The organism is Betaproteobacteria bacterium (assembly GCA_016709965.1).
Lineage (GTDB): Bacteria > Pseudomonadota > Gammaproteobacteria > Burkholderiales > Rhodocyclaceae > Azonexus > Azonexus amarohabitans.
Window position 1 is genome coordinate 2248627 of record JADJLT010000001.1, and the last position, 15922, is coordinate 2264548.

A 15922-nucleotide genomic window follows, 5' to 3' on the forward strand; every position below is an offset into this window, starting at 1 on the left:
CTAAACGCTTTCATGGCGCCCGGTGTCGGCCTTGCTGCTTATGTTGGTTGCGACTTCAGTCCGGTTGCGACCCGCAGACTTGGCACTGTAAAGCGCTGCGTCGGCGCGAGCGAGGGCTTGGTCAGTTGTCGTATCGGTTGCATTGAGGGCAGCAATGCCGATGCTGACGGCGATGGCAAGTTTGCCGTTCCCCATCGAAACCGTAGTTTCGGCAATTTTTTCACGCAGGCGCTCAGCAAAAGTGGTAGCCGAGTGCAGATCGGATCCTGGAAGCAGGATGGCAAATTCATCGCCACCGATACGGGCAGCGGTATCCTCTCGGCGTAGTTCGTCGCGCAGCAGCGATGAAAACAGACAGAGCGCAGCATCACCGGTCGCATGCCCGTGCGTGTCGTTGACGTTCTTGAAGTGGTCGATGTCGAGAATCAGTACGGAGGCGATCTGCTCTGGGTCACGATGAAACCTGGACAATGCTTCGGCCATCCGCTCCATGAATTGCCGCCGGTTGGCCAGTTCCGTCAAGGAGTCCGTCGTGGCCAGTCGTCGCAATTCGGCGTGGGCAAATTGGCTCTCGGTAACTTCCTCGAAAATGGACATGTTGGCGATGCGGCCTTCCCATTCCACCGCACTGGCCCGGACACGAAATTGGATGGCGTGACCCTGTTTGTGGAGAATTCTCACGTCATATTGCGCCGTTGAGGTATCCCCTGCCATTCGCCGGCGGTGAACTTCTTTGGCAACAGGGTGGTCTGCTTCATGGATGAGTGACAGAAAGTCACGGCCGATACAGTCCTCCGGGTTATAACCGATTAAATCAGCGCCTTTGGGGTTGATGAATTTGATCTGGCCATCCTGGGTGATGGAGATGCCGAGCGGGATGTTTTCTATAAATCGCCGAAAGCGCTGTTCACTTTCCTTCAGTGCTTCGATCGCGAAATGGCGCTCGCTCACGTCACGAGCAAAGCCCATGGTGCCGGTTGACTGCCCATCGATGCTGATCGGGCTGTTGTAAATCTCGAAGCAGTGCTGTTCCCCGTCGATTTCAACGATCTTTTCCGTGTGTTGAGGTGTGCCTCCCTGCCGTACTGAACGGTCTTCATTTTGGCGGGATACCGCGTTTTCCCGGGAGGTGATGTCGAAATCAGTCTTGCCAACCAGCGCTTCGGCTGTAGAGCATTCATAATTTTTGGCAAAAGGCGTGTTGACCGCAAGAAAGGCGCTGTCCTTGTCCTTGAGCCAGACGCTGAACGGGAAATTGTCCAGCAAAGCCCGCTGGTACTGGCTGCGCTCAAGTATCGCTTTCTCGGCCGCCTTTTCCACCGAAATATCGATGATGACCATGCGGCACTCCTGCTCGGCTTCATCGTGAACCGCGTCTATCCTGACCATGGTTTCCGGGCGCTGTCCGGTGGGTAGCAACGCAATCTCGCAGCTTTCCTTGTTGCGAGAGATGAGCGCAGCAGCGAGAAATTGATTAAAGATCGGCAAGTATTCCGGTTTGATGGCGGCGGCAAAGCGCTTGCGGCCTTTTTGCGAGCGCTTGATTCCGAGCAGGATGGCGCCGGCCAGATTAACGTCGAGGATGGTGCCTTCGGGGTCGATGGTGACGTAGCTAATCGGCTCGAAGTCATAGATGTCGGCATAACGCGCACGCAAGGCATCGGCTTCGTCGTAGGCGATACGAAGTTCTTCGTTGTGCATTTCCAGTTCGATCTGATGGACCTGGAGTTCGTGCACCAGATGTTCGGTATTCCTGGGCTGTACCGCTAATTCGGCTATGTCCGTTTGCTGCAGGCGTGCTTCAGCCCGCCGCCGCAATGTTGCGGGACTGGGCCGCGCCCGGGGGGCGAGCGGCAGCGGAGGGGGGATTTCAAGAAACAGGCGGTCGAGCTCGGACTTGACGACCTTGTAGCATTCACAAACCCGTACTTCGAGGCCTGGTCGGTCGATGACGGTAATGCGTCCCCGGCGGTACTGGATCAGCTCCGCCGCCTGCAGTTTGCCGGCGGCTTCGGTGACCGCTTCGCGCCGTACGCCCAGCATGTTGGCGATCAGTTCCTGGGTCATGTTGAGCTGGTTGCCGGGCAGTCGGTCGAGGCTGAGCAGCAGCCAGCGGCACAGTTGCTGATCTACCGTATGGTGGCGGTTGCAAACGATGCTTTGCGCCATCTGCGTCATCAGTGCCTGAGTGTAGCGCAGTGCAAGTTGCCGCAAGACGCCGTCTTGATGGAGTTCCCAGCGGATGACGTCAGCCTTGATTCGATAGGCTTTGCCGGCACTTTGCACGACGCTCCGGTGATTCGTTCTTTCTCCGCCAAGCACCAGCGGAGTGCCGATCAGTCCGTCATTGCCAGCGATGGCGAGTTCGGCCGAGGCGCCGCTTGGTGGTGAATACCAGGGAAACGATGCACGTTGTCGGGAAATAGATGTACTTGAGGCTGTCGCCTGGCTCATAAAGGACATGGCCAAGTTCAAGCGCGATGAGTTCAAGATCGTCGAGCAGGCGTGCGTATTCTTCCACCGGAAGCGCCGCCAGAATGCGATTCTGCTTCGGGTGGTCTATGACTATCAGGCTGGTTTGCATATGGGCCTCCGTGTGAAACATTCGCAAGGCAAATGTCCAGAACAATATCCAGAACGTACAACTATTTAGCATAGTTCAAAATTTTGGGTGCGTATGTACGGCACCGCACATAGCGTTTTGGTGGCAAGGACAGTGTCGGATTTATCGATAAAACGAGAATGGGTGGCAATGTGCGATGGCGCACAGATGCGAGCGATACCCGGGTGGATAGTGAAATTTGGTAAATCTAGGAGCTTCTTAATGGCAAATGAAATATTGATATCAATGTCTCAATTGGTGCAGCCGTGCGCCAGTAAGGCGAGGGTCGCAGCATGATCCGCATGGAATTACGAATTGAGCTGGACTATGAGGTCGAGGCACAAGGCGCCGATTTCATCCTGAATGTCCAGGCTGCTTATACGCCAAGCCAGACGGTGATCGTCGAAAGCATGACTGTGAACCAGCCGATTGCCCAGCGAGTGCATACGGACCCGGCAAGCGGCAATCGATACTTGTATGTGCATGCCTTGCCAGGCGAATTGAAGCTGGTTTACATGGCGACCGTGGATCTGGCGCATCACTTCGCCGAACCGGCAGAGATCGCCGAGGTGCCCGTGTGTAATTTGCCACCCGAGGTGATCAGTTACATCTATCCCAGTCGCTATTGCCAATCGGACTTGCTGACCAAGCTGGCGACTGGCGAATTTGGCAACCTGCCCCAAGGTTATAGCCGCGTACTCGCTATTCAGAGCTGGGTGCGAAGCAACGTTAAGTTCACCTCGAACTGTTCGAACTCCAATACCTCGGCTATCGACACGCTGGCGCAGCACGTTGGCGTCTGCCGGGATTTCGCCCACCTGATGATCGCGCTGTGCCGTGCAGTCAATATCCCGGCGCGTTTTGCTTCCGGTACCGACTATGGGGCCGATCCAGCGCTTGGGCCATCTGATTTTCAAGCTTACGTCGAGGTCTATCTGGGCGATCGTTGGTACATCTTCGATCCCTCCGGCGAGGCCGTACCGATGGGCTTTGTGCGCTTTGGTACAGGTCGCGACGCCGCCGACGTGGCTTTCGCTACTATTTTTGGCGGGGCTAGGTCGCGTGCTCCAATCATACGCGCCGTGGCCATTGAGGATTTGGCGCGCGGCATGGTCATTCCGTATCTCACCAACCAGGCGCTGTCGACAGATGGCATACGGGAAGTGAGCTTGTCGTGAGAAATGAAGTACCGCTTGGTGAGTAGGTTTAAGCAACCCGATGTCTAGAAAAGGAAGATAGTCATGACCCGTTACCGTACTTTGTTTTCCACTGTGCTTCTCGCCTCCTGTCTGACCGGATTCGCCGTGCCGGCCATTGCCGCGCCCTATGAATGCTGGCCCAAGGGAGATCACGGCAGCTTTTACGAGCACCGTGGTGAGCGGCTGGAGCGTCATCACAACAAGGTGCTTGAGGCCCTGAAGCTGTCGCCGGATCAGGATGGTGCGTGGAAGAAATTCGTCGCCGCCGAGAGTCCCATGGTGAAGAACCGAAACGATCCGAAGTCGGAAGCCTGGGCAAAGCTGAGCTCTCCCGAGCGGGCCGACATGATGCTGGAACGGATGAAGGATAACCAGGCTCGCATGGTTGAACGTGTTGCCGCGCTCAAGGAGTTTTATGCGGTGCTGACGCCAGAACAGAAGGTGACATTCGACGAACTTTATGCCGGTTCAAGGCGCGGAATTCATCGCAAGCACGGCCATCGTACGGGCATGGATAAAGGCGCGGCCAAGTAGACCCCGCGCTGCTTTAGCATTCAGCCACGCCGAAGCGCTTGTGCTGCCTTGAAACGAAGATCTGCGCGTCAGCAGGTTTTCGTTTTTGGCACTTATTTCCGGTTGACCGTGGCGGTGGATAAATCAGGCTGACTGTTGACCGAGCAGCAGTTCGCCATGCTATAAAAGCGGCTGATTCTCGCAATGAAAATGAAGGTTTTTTAAGGTTTCAATTTTTCTGTTTTTTTCCTGTTGACCGCGGAAGATGGGCCACGAACTCAAACCGTAAAATTCAGGATCAAATAAAATTGTTGCAGTGCACAATTTTTCGAATTTGTGCGCTATACTCAGTACCGAACACACCGACAACCTTATCCAGGAGACATCCATGTCTATCAATACCGAACAATTCACCGCCGCCAACAAAGCAACCGTTGACTCCCTGCTGTCTGTTGCCAATACCGCCCTGGCTTCTGCCGAGCGCATCGCTGCACTGAATCTGAATACCGCCCGTGCCGCTCTGGAAGATACCGTTTCCGGCGTCAAGTCGGTCATGGATGCCAAGGATCCGAAGGCTGCCCTGGCTGCTCAAACCGCCCTGGCTCAGCCGGCTGTCGAGAAGGCTGTTGCTTACTCGCGTTCGGTGTACGAAATCACCGCCCAGACCCAGCAAGAACTGGCCAAGATGGTTGAAGCCCAGTTCGGCGACTTCAAGAAGTCGATGGCTGGTATGGTCGAAATGGCCACCAAGTCTGCTCCGGCTGGTTCTGAAGGTGCTGTTGCCGCGATTCAGAGCGCAATTGCTGCTGCCAATTCCGCTTTTGGCAACATGAACACCGTCGCCAAGCAATTCGCTGACGCTGCTCAAGCCAACATGGCTGCCGTGACCAAGAAGTCCAAGTAATTTTTCGGTCCTCCGAAACAAAAAGCTCCGCGTAATCCGCGGAGCTTTTTTATTTCCAGCCTATATTTGTCTAATTGATTGTTCAGGCAGTGCAGCAACGCTGCAGGTGTACTTATTAAGGATAAGGTAACAATTCGATACAAAAATATTGTTGCGGCGCACAATGTTTTTGGAGATAATTGGGCTGTCTCCTCCATCTCCTCCAGGAAGTGGATTCAAGCCCGCCTAGCGCGGGCTTTTTTTCTTGATCCAGTCAACCGCTCTTTGCTTCGATCCAGTCTCGTTCGCTGTTTGGGACGCATTGGTGGTATTAGCTGCTTAAAAAGCGGTTATGCTGATGCGATTACTGGTCAAGCTACAGAAAGGAATCCTGATGAACACTGCAAAGGTTCTCGAACACCTTAAGAAACACGGCCAACTGCTCGATTTTGATATTGCCGAGGCAACCAATATTTCGCTGGATGAAGTCCGGGTTTCCCTGTCTGAACTATCTGCGCGCGGCGATATCTCACGCTGTACGTTTACCAGTTACGTTAAAGGCAAGGCGATAGAAGGTTTTCAGTGTCGCCTCTCCGGGTATATTCCACGTCCGGCTCCAGGCCGGAAGCCTGGCGTAAAGTAAAACCAGCGGGGTCGAATCGTCGACCCGGTTGTCGCCCCCTTCTGTGGCGCGAGTAAAGGTGCCATCTTCTGATGGCACCTTTACTCGCGCCACAGAAACGGTAAAGAAGTTCGCCGACTCACATGGAGAATCGAATGTCGGAAGAAGAAATAGAGAATCCAATGTCGGAAGAGGATCTCGATGCAAAAGCCGATCAGATGCTGGATGCCGCCTTGGGCGGTCTGACGCCTCACGAGGCGCTGGTGCAGGCATCGTTGGCCGATTCAGCCAATGTTGCGGAACGTACTGCGGCCAATGAAAAAAATCGGGAGCGCGCCTTGAAGCTGCTGGCAGCCCTGGAAAAGGCGCTGGACAAATAGTTCTGCGCTTAGCTGTTTCTCAGGCGAACGATAGGCGGCACGAATTTGACGGAGAATTTCCAGCCGTCTGCCGTTGCCTTGAGAATCAGCGACTTTGACTTGGCTCCCTCTTCAAAAGCCGGTTCTTCGCCGAGAAGCTCCAGCGCGCCAATGCCTTTGATGACACAGGCGCCAGGCAGCGTGACGAAGGCCGCTTCGGATGCAACCAGGACGAACTGTCCTTCTTTTGACTCCGAGCACGCCAGTCCCCGAGGTATGCTGGACGGTGCCTCCTTCCAGCTCTGCCGCAGTTTGTCCAATGCAGCATTCAATTCGTCGGTTATTTTGACTGCCAGCGTGACTTCACGGGATTTTGCGTTGCCCATCTTTACTCCTTGGTGGAATGAATGGCCCGGTCGGGGCTTTGCAAAAAAATGCCAAGTATCGACGCCTGCCGCGTCTCTCTCAGAGCCCGGAAAAACAATACTCACCGCCCAATGCCAGCAAGAGCGGCAAGTAGGGCAGCGTGACGGTCGGGCGGCAAGCGCTGCCGGCATAGCCGGCCAATAGTCGCAGCAATCCCGGGCGCTTGAGCAACCATGCCGAGTGAAGTTGCATGGCTTCCATGTCTTGTGGCGCTTGCCTGAGCAGAGTCTCAATGCGTAGCAGGCGCTCGCCCAGTCTGGCTTGATAGGTCTTGAAGACGCCTTCCTGCAGCCAGCACAGTGCGATGCCGAACGCTATCCATCGCAGCGGGAGGCCGAATACCAGACCGCTCAGACACAAAACGATGCTGGTCAATTTGATGACTAGCGCGAACTTTTCGTACTGCTCATGGTTATTCTGCAGGGTCTGCCATTCCTGTCCAAGTTGTGTGTGCTGGTCCATGTTTGATGTCTGTTTAACGGGAAGTGTATCGGTGATGGAAGGTGGTTCGTCCACGGCAGTTCGACGCTGCGGGCGTTGAATGGGCAGCCTTGAACAATGTTCCCGTCAATACTGCACGCTTTTTCCGCCACCATACCCTGAAAGTCAGTCACGGATATTCGTTCACCTGATTTTGGCGTGAATTATTGGCAATCTGCCTTCGTTTATTCGAGCGGCTAGTCGCTTCGAGCTGGCCATGACGAAGTGCAGTCTGATCGTGCCCCAAATGACCCTTCGGCTTTTTCGAAGTGATGCTTATGGCGAATCGGTGGCGCTACATTCCCTTGCTTTCTACAATGGGCGCCTGATCATTTATCGCTCTTCCTCCCATGCTCGAGTTCCTGCTCTCGCCCGAAATCTGGATCGCTTTCTTCACGCTGACTGCGCTGGAGCTGGTGCTTGGTATCGACAACATTATTTTCATTTCCATCCTGGTCGACAAGTTGCCCAGGGAGAAGCAGGAGATGGCGCGCCGGATCGGCCTTTTTCTCGCGATGTTCATGCGGATCGGCTTGCTGTTGGTGCTGTCATGGATCGTTGGCTTGACCGAGCCGGTGCTGACCCTGTTTGACTATGGCATTTCGGGCCGTGACATGATTTTGATTGCTGGCGGTCTCTTCCTGATCTGGAAGAGTACCGGAGAGGTTCACCAGTTGCTCGAAGGCGAGGAGGGCGAGGCTTCCAGCAAGGTGGCATCAAGTTTCGTTGGCGTCATAGCCCAGATCATTGTCATCGATCTGGTTTTTTCACTGGACTCCATTATCACTGCCATCGGTATGGTCAGTCAGGTTGGCGTGATGATTGCCGCCGTCGTCGCTTCGGTTGGCTTGATGATGCTGTTCGCACGATCAATTGGCGAATTCGTCTCGAATCACCCGACGATCAAGATGCTTGCCTTGTCATTCCTCGTCGTCGTCGGCGTGGTGTTGATTGCCGATGGTTTCGGCCACCATGTGCCGAAAGGTTACATCTACTTTGCCATGGCTTTCTCGGTAGGCGTCGAGATGCTGAACATTCGCATGCGCAAGAAGAGTATCAAGCCGGTTGATTTGCGCGAGCCCTACGCCCGCGAATTTGGATCGGACTGATTTCTTCAGACGGGCGACAGGATGGCGGCAACGCGGCCCGGTTCGATGCGGATCGAGCGGAGGAGCCAGCGGGCCGCCTGTTCCTGGGCGGTGCCATTTTCGCGCAGAACATAGACAGGCTTGGCGCGAAAGTACGAAGTCATCAATTGGGTGATGGCTTGCCGGGCCATCGGTTCGGTTTCCCGCGAAATGGCTTGTGACTGCACCGAGTGGGCGACTGGATTGTCCAGAAAGAAGGCCTTCGTATGGTCGTCGTAGCGCAACCCCGATGTGCCTTCGACTAATACCGGCACCGGCGGATTGCCGAGCAGCGAAATATTGATGTGAGCGGATAGTGCCGCCCGCCCTTCCGGGGTACCCAGCGTGATCCTGGGGGGCTCGATGAAGGAGACAATTACCAGGCCGTTGCCGTAGCTTTTCTGCATAGTGCCGCTTTTCTCGACCTGCGTTTGAATATCCGCTTCCGAGAAATAGATTTCACGCTCAAGAAAACCGGCGCTCCAGGCGAGGCTGCTTAGCAACAAAGATAGCGCTAAAAATGCAGATTTAAGTTTCATCGTCGATATCCTTCAATTCGATCAGGCAGATTTTCCTGCCCATTTTTGTCGATAGTGTAGCGGTGCCATGCCTGTCCAATCTACAAAGGCCCGATAAAAGGCCGAGGTGTCGGCGTAGCCGAGGTCGGCAGCGACTTTGGCGATGGAATCCTTGGTCTTGGTGAGGCGGGATAGTGCCATGTCGCGGCGCAGGGCGTCCTTGATGCCGCGGAAACTGGAGCCTTCTTCTTCCAGTCGGCGGTGGATGGTGCGCGGGGAAAGATGGATGCGGCCGGCTATGTCATCGAGACTGAGCGTGTCGGGCAATGCGGCCCGTAGCAAATCACGGACACGAATGACCATTTCCCGGTCGCGCCGGTAAAGCGTGGTGATCTTGCCGGGAGCGCCTTCGAGGAAAGCGGCGAGGGCGGCTTCATCGCGCCGTATGGGCAAGTCGAGCAGATTTGCGTTGAAGCTGGCAATCAGCGTCCCGGTACCGTTGGCAACTGTCGGCGCGAAGCGCGAGTCCTCGGTGAAGATCAGCGGGTAGTCGGCAAAGTGAAGGGGCTTTGGATAGGGGAAAATGACGCTGTCCAAGCCGATGCCGCGTCCGGCCAGCCAGCTTGAAAGACCGTGCAGCAGGCGAAGTAGCCATTCGAAGGCGAAGACACGCCCAAGGTCGTCAGGCTTGTCGGCAAGTTTGCGCGTTTCGGCGATGACTAGTTCGGCGCGACCTTGCGAACGGCGGACGCTGACGGCTAGATCGGGCAGAACAATACGCAAAAATCGGCTGGCGCGCATCAATGCGTCAGCCAGTGTGGGCGCGCTCAGGCAGCCTCGGCACATGAACTCAAAACTGCCAACGCGCATGGGCTGGGCGAAAAGACCGAAGCCTTCGTCGTCCAGTTCGTGGTTGAGCCGGTTGTAGAGAGCAGCATAGCGTTCGATGGGGATTCGGCTGGCGGTGTCTGCAATATCAATCCCGGTCGCCTGTAGAAGTGGTAGCGGGTCAATTCGTCGTCGATTGAGGCCGGACAGCATTCCGACAACAAAGCCCATTGCAACAGTGGCTTGTGTGCCTAAGGTTGAATCTGTATTGGTGCGATGCAGCATTTTGCTCGATTTTTCCGGTTGACCGTAGCACTCTATCATCTTGGCGGAATTTGCACGATTGTCGTCGTTCTCGGCAATGGTCAGACCAATAATGCGGACTAATATGGCGCCTTCACCACTTTTCGATGAGACCGCCGATATGACCAATCTTTCTGTTGCCAAGAAGCTCTCCCCGTACAAGCCCAAGAACAAGGTGCGTTTCGTGACTGCTGCCGCGTTGTTCGATGGTCACGATGCCTCGATCAACATCATGCGCCGCATCCTGCAATCGACTGGCTCGGAGGTGATCCACCTTGGTCACAACCGGTCGGTGCAGGAAATCGTCAATGCGGCATTGCAGGAAGATGTGCAGGGGATTTGCATCACCTCGTACCAGGGCGGTCACGTCGAATTTTTCAAGTACATGATCGACCTGCTCAAGGCAAATGGTGGCGAGAACATCAAGGTGTTCGGCGGCGGCGGCGGGGTGATCGTGCCTTCTGAAATCAAGGAGCTGCACCAGTATGGTGTAACCCGCATCTACGCGCCGGAAGATGGTGTTCATCTTGGTCTGCAGGGCATGATCAACGAGGTTGTGCAGAATGCCGATTACGATCTGGCAACAGAAGGTGTGCCCGGGGTCGAACAGGTGCTCGCCGGCCTGAAGGCAGGCGACAAGCGCTTGCTGGCCCGCGTCATTACGTTGCTGGAAAATGGTGAAGCGCCGGCGTTGAAAGAGCCTTTGCTCAAGGCGGCCGCCGAGATGAGTGTGCCGGTGCTTGGCATTACCGGCACGGGTGGTGCTGGCAAGTCGTCGCTGACCGACGAAATCGTTCGCCGCTTCCGCCTCGATCAAAATGACACCGTGAAGATCGGCCTGATCTCCATCGACCCGTCGCGCAAGCGTACTGGTGGCGCGCTGCTCGGCGACCGAATTCGCATGAATGCCATCGAGCATCCGAACATTTTCATGCGCTCGCTGGCCACTCGCGATACCGGTTCAGAAATTTCCGTCGCGCTGCCTGAGGTGATTGCCGCCTGCAAGTTATCAGGATTCGATCTGGTGGTGGTTGAAACCTCCGGCATCGGCCAGGGTAATGCGGCGATCGTACCTTTCGTCGATCTGTCGCTATACGTGATGACGCCGGAATTCGGCGCCGCCAGCCAGCTCGAAAAGATCGACATGCTCGACTTCGCCGATTTCGTGGCGATCAACAAGTTTGATCGCAAGGGCGCCGAAGACGCGCTGCGTGACGTACGCAAGCAATATCAGCGCAACCGCGAAGCCTTCTCGACATCCACTGACGAAATGCCGGTGTTCGGCACCCAGGCAGCACGCTTCAACGACGACGGCGTGACCGCGCTATATCAGGCGCTGGTACCGGCCCTCACCGAAAAAGGCTTGAAACTGAAGCCCGGCAAATTGCCGATCGTCACCGTCAAGCAGTCCTCGGCCCAGCGAGCCATCGTCCCGGCTCAGCGCGTCCGCTACCTGGCGGAGATCGCCGAAAGTGTGCGTGGCTACCACGCTCATACCGAGACACAGGTCATGATTGCCCGCGAGCGCCAGTCGCTGCGTATTTCCAAGGGCATTTTTGCCGAGTGCGACAAGTCGATCGCCGACTTTGATGAACTGACCGCGGTAAAGGATGGCGCGCAGGACCCTAAGGCGAAGAAGCTGCTCGACATGTGGCCGGATACCGTCGCCGCCTATTCCGGTGACGAATACGTGGTGAAGATCCGCGACAAGGAAATCCGTACCCAGCTGACCAGCCTGTCGCTGTCCGGCACCAAGATCCGGAAGGTCATCCTGCCGCGCTTCACCGACGATGGCGAAACCCTGCGCTTCCTGATGAAGGAAAACGTTCCCGGCTCCTTCCCCTTCACGGCAGGCGTTTTCGCCTTCAAGCGCGAAGGTGAAGATCCGACCCGCATGTTCGCCGGTGAAGGCGATGCCTTCCGCACCAACCGTCGCTTCAAGCGCGTTTCCGAAGGCATGCCGGCGCATCGCCTCTCCACCGCTTTCGACTCGGTCACGCTGTACGGTTGCGATCCTGACGAGCGTCCGGACATCTACGGCAAGATCGGCAATTCCGGCGTATCGATTGCTACCCTCGACGATATGAAGGTGCTCTACGACGGCTTCGACCTGGTCTGCCCGACGACCTCGGTTTCGATGACCATCAATGGCCCGGCGCCGATCATTCTGGCTTGCTTCTTCAATACTGCCATCGACCAGCAGATGGCCAAGTTCAAGGCTGACAACGGTCGTCAGCCGACCGAAGATGAAGCCCAGAAAATCCGCGAATGGACCCTGTCTTCGGTGCGTGGCACAGTGCAGGCCGATATTTTGAAGGAAGACCAGGGGCAGAACACCTGCATCTTCTCGACCGAATTTGCCCTCAAGATGATGGGTGATATTCAGGAATTCTTCGTCCATCACCAGGTGCAGAACTTCTACTCGGTGTCGATCTCCGGTTATCACATTGCCGAAGCCGGTGCCAACCCGATCAGCCAGCTCGCCTTCACGCTGTCCAACGGCTTTACCTACGTGGAGTCGTATCTGGCGCGCGGCATGCACATCGACGATTTTGCCCCGAACCTGTCCTTCTTCTTCAGCAACGGCATGGACCCGGAATATTCCGTGATTGGCCGCGTTGCCCGTCGCATCTGGGCGATTGCGATGAAGAACAAGTACGGTGCCAACGAGCGCAGCCAGAAGCTGAAGTACCACATCCAGACCTCCGGCCGTTCGCTGCACGCTCAGGAGATGGACTTCAACGACATTCGCACCACGCTGCAGGCCCTGATCGCCATTTACGACAACTGCAATTCGCTGCACACCAACGCCTACGACGAAGCGATCACCACGCCGACCGAAGAGTCCGTGCGCCGCGCCATGGCCATCCAGTTGATCATCAACCGCGAATGGGGCGTCGCCAAGAACGAGAACCCGAATCAGGGCGCCTTCGTCATCGACGAACTGACCGATCTGGTCGAAGAAGCCGTGCTAAAGGAATTCGAAGCCATCGCCTCGCGCGGCGGGGTGTTGGGCGCCATGGAAACCGGCTACCAGCGCGGCAAGATTCAGGAAGAGTCGATGTACTACGAGCACAAGAAGCACGACGGCTCCTACCCGATCATCGGCGTCAATACCTTCCTGAATCCCAAAGGTATGGCCCAGCAGGAAATCGAACTGGCCCGTTCGAGCGAGGATGAAAAGCAGGGGCAGATCAAGCGTCTGCGGGACTTCCAGATGCGTAATGCCGATCAGTCACCGGCCATGCTGGCCAAGTTGAAACAGACGGTGATAGAGGATGGCAACGTGTTTGCCGTGCTGGTCGATGCCGTGAAATGCTGCTCGCTCGGTCAGATCAGCACTGCGCTGTACGAAGTAGGTGGCCAGTACCGCCGCAGCATGTAAGACAGCACTTCGAGAGGAGCGCAGCCAACCAGTCCCGATTGGGATGGAGGAGAAAATAACGGCGAGGCTATGTACCTCGCCGTTTTCTCGTCTGCTTGGCGGGAGTGGCCAAGGCATGGGTTGCGACTGCAAGGCACTGTTTACGAGTGATGCTTGTGGGCTGGCGCCCAATTATGGCTAGCAATGTCGAGTTGTCTTTCGATATTCGATAATGGCATCCAGGCGGCTGACTGCGATGTCGATATCTCCTTGCTTCAAGGTCTCGACTGCGCTCATCTGGTTTGCTATCTCGCTCATCCTTGCGCTCGCTTCTCCGCGATTTACCAGATGCGCTTCAATATCGCCAGCACCCCGGGTTCTGGAACGCAAATCGAAATAACATTGCCCATCAGCTACCCCGACTAGTCGCAACCTGATCGAAGAATTTTCGAATTCGGGCTAAATTTCCGGTTGACCGTAGCTACCCATGCTGATCATCTCCTTTCGCTGTGTCGGCGCTAGTTGACGGGCGAAACGGGCGGGGCGACCACGGTCTGTTAAAATCCGGCAGGAAATCCCGTCGCGATTGCCGCCAGAGCGGCACCGGCCCCGAACAACGCGTGTGGGATGAAAGTTCCGTTCTCCGTCAGCCCGGAGAAAGCGCTCTGCCATCAGTCGAGCATCGTGAATGAATACAGCTACCCTTCTTCTGACACTACTCTTTGCCGGGCTTTCCAGCCAATGGCTGGCCTGGCGTTTCCAGGTGCCGGCCATTGTCGTCCTGATTACGGTCGGGCTGATCCTCGGGCCTGTCACCGGCTTTATTGCGCCTGGCATGTCGCCGCACGATCTGTCAGAAATGATCGGGCTTGGCGTGGCGATCATTCTGTTCGAAGGCGGCATGGACTTGAAGCTGGAGGAGTTCCGTCGGGCCGGCAAGGGGATACGTCGCCTGACCCTGCTTGGACCGCCGCTGGCCTGGGTATTCGGCAGCTTTGCCGCACACCATATCGCCGGACTTAGCTGGCCGGTGGCCTCGGTACTCGGGGCTATTCTTGTCGTCACCGGCCCAACTGTCATCCTGCCCTTGCTGCGCCAGGTTCGCCTCAACAAGGAATCGGCATCACTGCTCAAATGGGAAGGCATCGTTAACGATCCCATCGGCGTTTTGCTCGCCGTATTGGCATTCCAGTATTTCACGATTGCCGGCAGTGGCTGGGCTGAAACCGTCGCCGGTCTCGGTCTGGCGCTGGCCGTCATGGTCATTCTCGGTGGTGGTGGCGGTTGGCTGACTGGTTGGCTTTACCAGCGCGGCCTCGTTCCCGAGCATCTCAAAGCGCCCTTGTTGCTGGTGCTCGTCCTCCTCGTCTATTCGGCCAGCAATATGGTTCAGAAGGAAGCCGGACTGCTCAGCGTTACGGCAATGGGGCTGGTGCTCGGTAACATGAAGCTGGTCGACCGCGAAGACTTGATGCGCTTCAAGGAAAACCTGACGGTCATTCTGCTGTCGGTGCTGTTCATCGTCATTCCCTCGCAGCTCGACCGAGAGCTGATTTACCTGATGGACTTCAGAATTCTGATGTTTGTCCTGGCCGTGGTTTTCCTCGTCCGCCCGCTGACCATTATGTTGGCCACCATTGGCGCGCCGATGCGGATGGCCGATCGCAAACTGCTGTCCTGGATTGCCCCGCGTGGGATAGTCGCGGCGGCGACGGCCGGTATTTTTGGCCCCGCTCTGGTGGCGGCCGGTTATCCCGATGGCGAGAAACTGCCGTTCATCGTTTTTCTCGTCATCATCACCACCGTGCTGGCTCATGGCCTGACCATCGGCCGCTTCTCGCGCCGCCTCGGTCTCGCTGCCAAGACGGCGAATGGACTACTCATTGTCGGGGCCTCGCCATGGACCACTGAGTTGGCCAAGGCCTTAAAAAAGTACGAAGTTGAGGTGCTGCTTGTCGATGGCGGCTATCACCGGCTAAAAAACGCGCGCATGGATGGCATCGATATCTATTACGGCGAAATTCTCTCCGAGCATGCCGAAAATACACTGGAGACACTGCATTTGAACCATCTCCTGGCGGCGACCGACAACGATTTTTACAACGCCCTGGTGTGCAAGGCGATGGGCCGCAGTTTTGGCCATCACCGGTCCTTTCAACTGGCCACCCATCAGGAGTCGCGTCATGAGCCGAAGCGCTTGACGCTGCAACGGCGGGGCCATATTGCCTTCAACGCCAGCGCCGATTTCGAGACGCTGAATCAGCGCCTCGACGAAGGCTGGAAAGTCCAGACATCGGTCCTGAGCAAAACCTACACCTTTGAGAATATGCGGCAGCGCCTCGGCGAACCCGGCGTCGACTGGCTGCTCGTTGCTGCCGTGACGCCTGACGGTACCTTCCGTCTTTACTCCAGCGAGCAGCCTTTTACGGCTGAACCGGGCTGGAAGGTGCTCTACTTTGCCGCCGATAACAAGCGTGAACCGAGGGAACTCGTCAAGGAGGCTGCCCGGGATGAAGCTAACAAAGTTGGCAGCGCCGATGACGTTTAGCTATAGCCTAGTCAGCGATCTGAACAAACAGCACGTCGAGAGGTGTGCAGCCAACCAGTCCCGATTGGGATGAGGAGAAAAACGGCGAGGCTATGTACCTCGCCGTTTCCTGGTTTACTTGGCGGGAGCGGCCAAGGCAGGGGCGGCCAC

General features: G+C 56.3%; 13 protein-coding genes and 1 pseudogene. 8 read left to right on the forward strand and 6 right to left on the reverse strand.

Annotation, left to right across the window (positions count from 1 at the left end; all coding sequences use genetic code 11):
* The gene (locus IPJ12_11020) at positions 1–597 is read right to left on the reverse strand and encodes a GGDEF domain-containing protein (protein ID MBK7647676.1); all 597 of its coding nucleotides are present in this window, start codon (positions 595–597) and stop codon (positions 1–3) included.
* 726 nt (positions 598–1323) lie between these two features.
* Positions 1324–2584 (reverse strand): annotated as a pseudogene (locus tag IPJ12_11025) (helix-turn-helix domain-containing protein).
* 311 nt (positions 2585–2895) lie between these two features.
* On the opposite strand from IPJ12_11025, the gene IPJ12_11030 reads away from it, so the two are divergent.
* The 5 genes from IPJ12_11030 to IPJ12_11050 all read left to right on the forward strand — a co-directional run bounded on the left by IPJ12_11030 (position 2896) and on the right by IPJ12_11050 (position 6199).
* Positions 2896–3780, forward strand: coding sequence for a transglutaminase family protein (locus tag IPJ12_11030; protein ID MBK7647677.1), 885 nt, complete (start codon positions 2896–2898; stop codon positions 3778–3780).
* A gap of 63 nt (positions 3781–3843) precedes the next feature.
* Positions 3844–4335: a Spy/CpxP family protein refolding chaperone gene (locus IPJ12_11035; protein ID MBK7647678.1), complete on the forward strand. Its 492-nt coding sequence runs from the start codon at positions 3844–3846 to the stop codon at positions 4333–4335.
* A gap of 367 nt (positions 4336–4702) precedes the next feature.
* The gene (locus IPJ12_11040) at positions 4703–5218 is read left to right on the forward strand and encodes a phasin family protein (GenBank protein MBK7647679.1); all 516 of its coding nucleotides are present in this window, start codon (positions 4703–4705) and stop codon (positions 5216–5218) included.
* Between the two features lie 373 nt (positions 5219–5591).
* A complete protein-coding gene (locus IPJ12_11045) occupies positions 5592–5840 on the forward strand; it encodes a transcriptional regulator (GenBank protein ID MBK7647680.1) in 249 nt (82 codons plus the stop codon).
* Between the two features lie 134 nt (positions 5841–5974).
* Entirely contained in the window at positions 5975–6199 is a 225-nt protein-coding gene (locus tag IPJ12_11050) for a hypothetical protein (GenBank protein ID MBK7647681.1), read from the forward strand.
* An 8-nt stretch (positions 6200–6207) separates the two neighbouring features.
* On the opposite strand, the gene IPJ12_11055 is transcribed toward IPJ12_11050, so the two are convergent.
* A complete protein-coding gene (locus IPJ12_11055) occupies positions 6208–6564 on the reverse strand; it encodes a hypothetical protein (protein MBK7647682.1) in 357 nt (118 codons plus the stop codon).
* A gap of 79 nt (positions 6565–6643) precedes the next feature.
* Positions 6644–7066, reverse strand: coding sequence for a hypothetical protein (locus IPJ12_11060; protein MBK7647683.1), 423 nt, complete (start codon positions 7064–7066; stop codon positions 6644–6646).
* Between the two features lie 368 nt (positions 7067–7434).
* Between IPJ12_11060 and IPJ12_11065 the strand changes: the two genes are divergently transcribed.
* Positions 7435–8193 carry a TerC family protein gene (locus IPJ12_11065; protein ID MBK7647684.1) on the forward strand — a complete coding sequence of 253 codons (759 nt, stop codon included), beginning with the start codon at positions 7435–7437 and terminating at the stop codon, positions 8191–8193.
* A gap of 5 nt (positions 8194–8198) precedes the next feature.
* Here IPJ12_11065 and IPJ12_11070 read toward each other — a convergent pair whose 3' ends face one another.
* Complete coding sequence (locus IPJ12_11070) at positions 8199–8750, reverse strand: DUF1439 domain-containing protein (GenBank protein ID MBK7647685.1); 552 nt, start codon at positions 8748–8750, stop codon at positions 8199–8201.
* Positions 8751–8771: 21 nt separating this feature from the next.
* Positions 8772–9842 carry an AraC family transcriptional regulator gene (locus IPJ12_11075; protein MBK7647686.1) on the reverse strand — a complete coding sequence of 357 codons (1071 nt, stop codon included), beginning with the start codon at positions 9840–9842 and terminating at the stop codon, positions 8772–8774.
* Positions 9843–9981: 139 nt separating this feature from the next.
* Between IPJ12_11075 and IPJ12_11080 the strand changes: the two genes are divergently transcribed.
* On the forward strand, positions 9982–13245 hold the full coding sequence (locus IPJ12_11080; protein MBK7647687.1) for a cobalamin-dependent protein: 3264 nt from the start codon (positions 9982–9984) through the stop codon (positions 13243–13245).
* Between the two features lie 667 nt (positions 13246–13912).
* The gene (locus IPJ12_11085) at positions 13913–15772 is read left to right on the forward strand and encodes a sodium:proton antiporter (GenBank protein MBK7647688.1); all 1860 of its coding nucleotides are present in this window, start codon (positions 13913–13915) and stop codon (positions 15770–15772) included.
* The last annotated feature ends 150 nt before the right edge of the window (positions 15773–15922 follow it).

Excerpts from the sequence above, each read along its gene's own strand:
- IPJ12_11020 (MBK7647676.1), bottom strand. The coding sequence starts at position 597 with ATGTCCATTTTCGAGGAAGTTACCGAGAGCCAATTTGCCCACGCCGAA.
- IPJ12_11030 (MBK7647677.1), top strand. The coding sequence starts at position 2,896 with ATGATCCGCATGGAATTACGAATTGAGCTGGACTATGAGGTCGAGGCA.
- IPJ12_11035 (MBK7647678.1), top strand. The coding sequence starts at position 3,844 with ATGACCCGTTACCGTACTTTGTTTTCCACTGTGCTTCTCGCCTCCTGT.
- IPJ12_11040 (MBK7647679.1), top strand. The coding sequence starts at position 4,703 with ATGTCTATCAATACCGAACAATTCACCGCCGCCAACAAAGCAACCGTT.
- IPJ12_11045 (MBK7647680.1), top strand. The coding sequence starts at position 5,592 with ATGAACACTGCAAAGGTTCTCGAACACCTTAAGAAACACGGCCAACTG.
- IPJ12_11050 (MBK7647681.1), top strand. The coding sequence starts at position 5,975 with ATGTCGGAAGAAGAAATAGAGAATCCAATGTCGGAAGAGGATCTCGAT.
- IPJ12_11055 (MBK7647682.1), bottom strand. The coding sequence starts at position 6,564 with ATGGGCAACGCAAAATCCCGTGAAGTCACGCTGGCAGTCAAAATAACC.
- IPJ12_11060 (MBK7647683.1), bottom strand. The coding sequence starts at position 7,066 with ATGGACCAGCACACACAACTTGGACAGGAATGGCAGACCCTGCAGAAT.
- IPJ12_11065 (MBK7647684.1), top strand. The coding sequence starts at position 7,435 with ATGCTCGAGTTCCTGCTCTCGCCCGAAATCTGGATCGCTTTCTTCACG.
- IPJ12_11070 (MBK7647685.1), bottom strand. The coding sequence starts at position 8,750 with ATGAAACTTAAATCTGCATTTTTAGCGCTATCTTTGTTGCTAAGCAGC.
- IPJ12_11075 (MBK7647686.1), bottom strand. The coding sequence starts at position 9,842 with ATGCTGCATCGCACCAATACAGATTCAACCTTAGGCACACAAGCCACT.
- IPJ12_11080 (MBK7647687.1), top strand. The coding sequence starts at position 9,982 with ATGACCAATCTTTCTGTTGCCAAGAAGCTCTCCCCGTACAAGCCCAAG.
- IPJ12_11085 (MBK7647688.1), top strand. The coding sequence starts at position 13,913 with ATGAATACAGCTACCCTTCTTCTGACACTACTCTTTGCCGGGCTTTCC.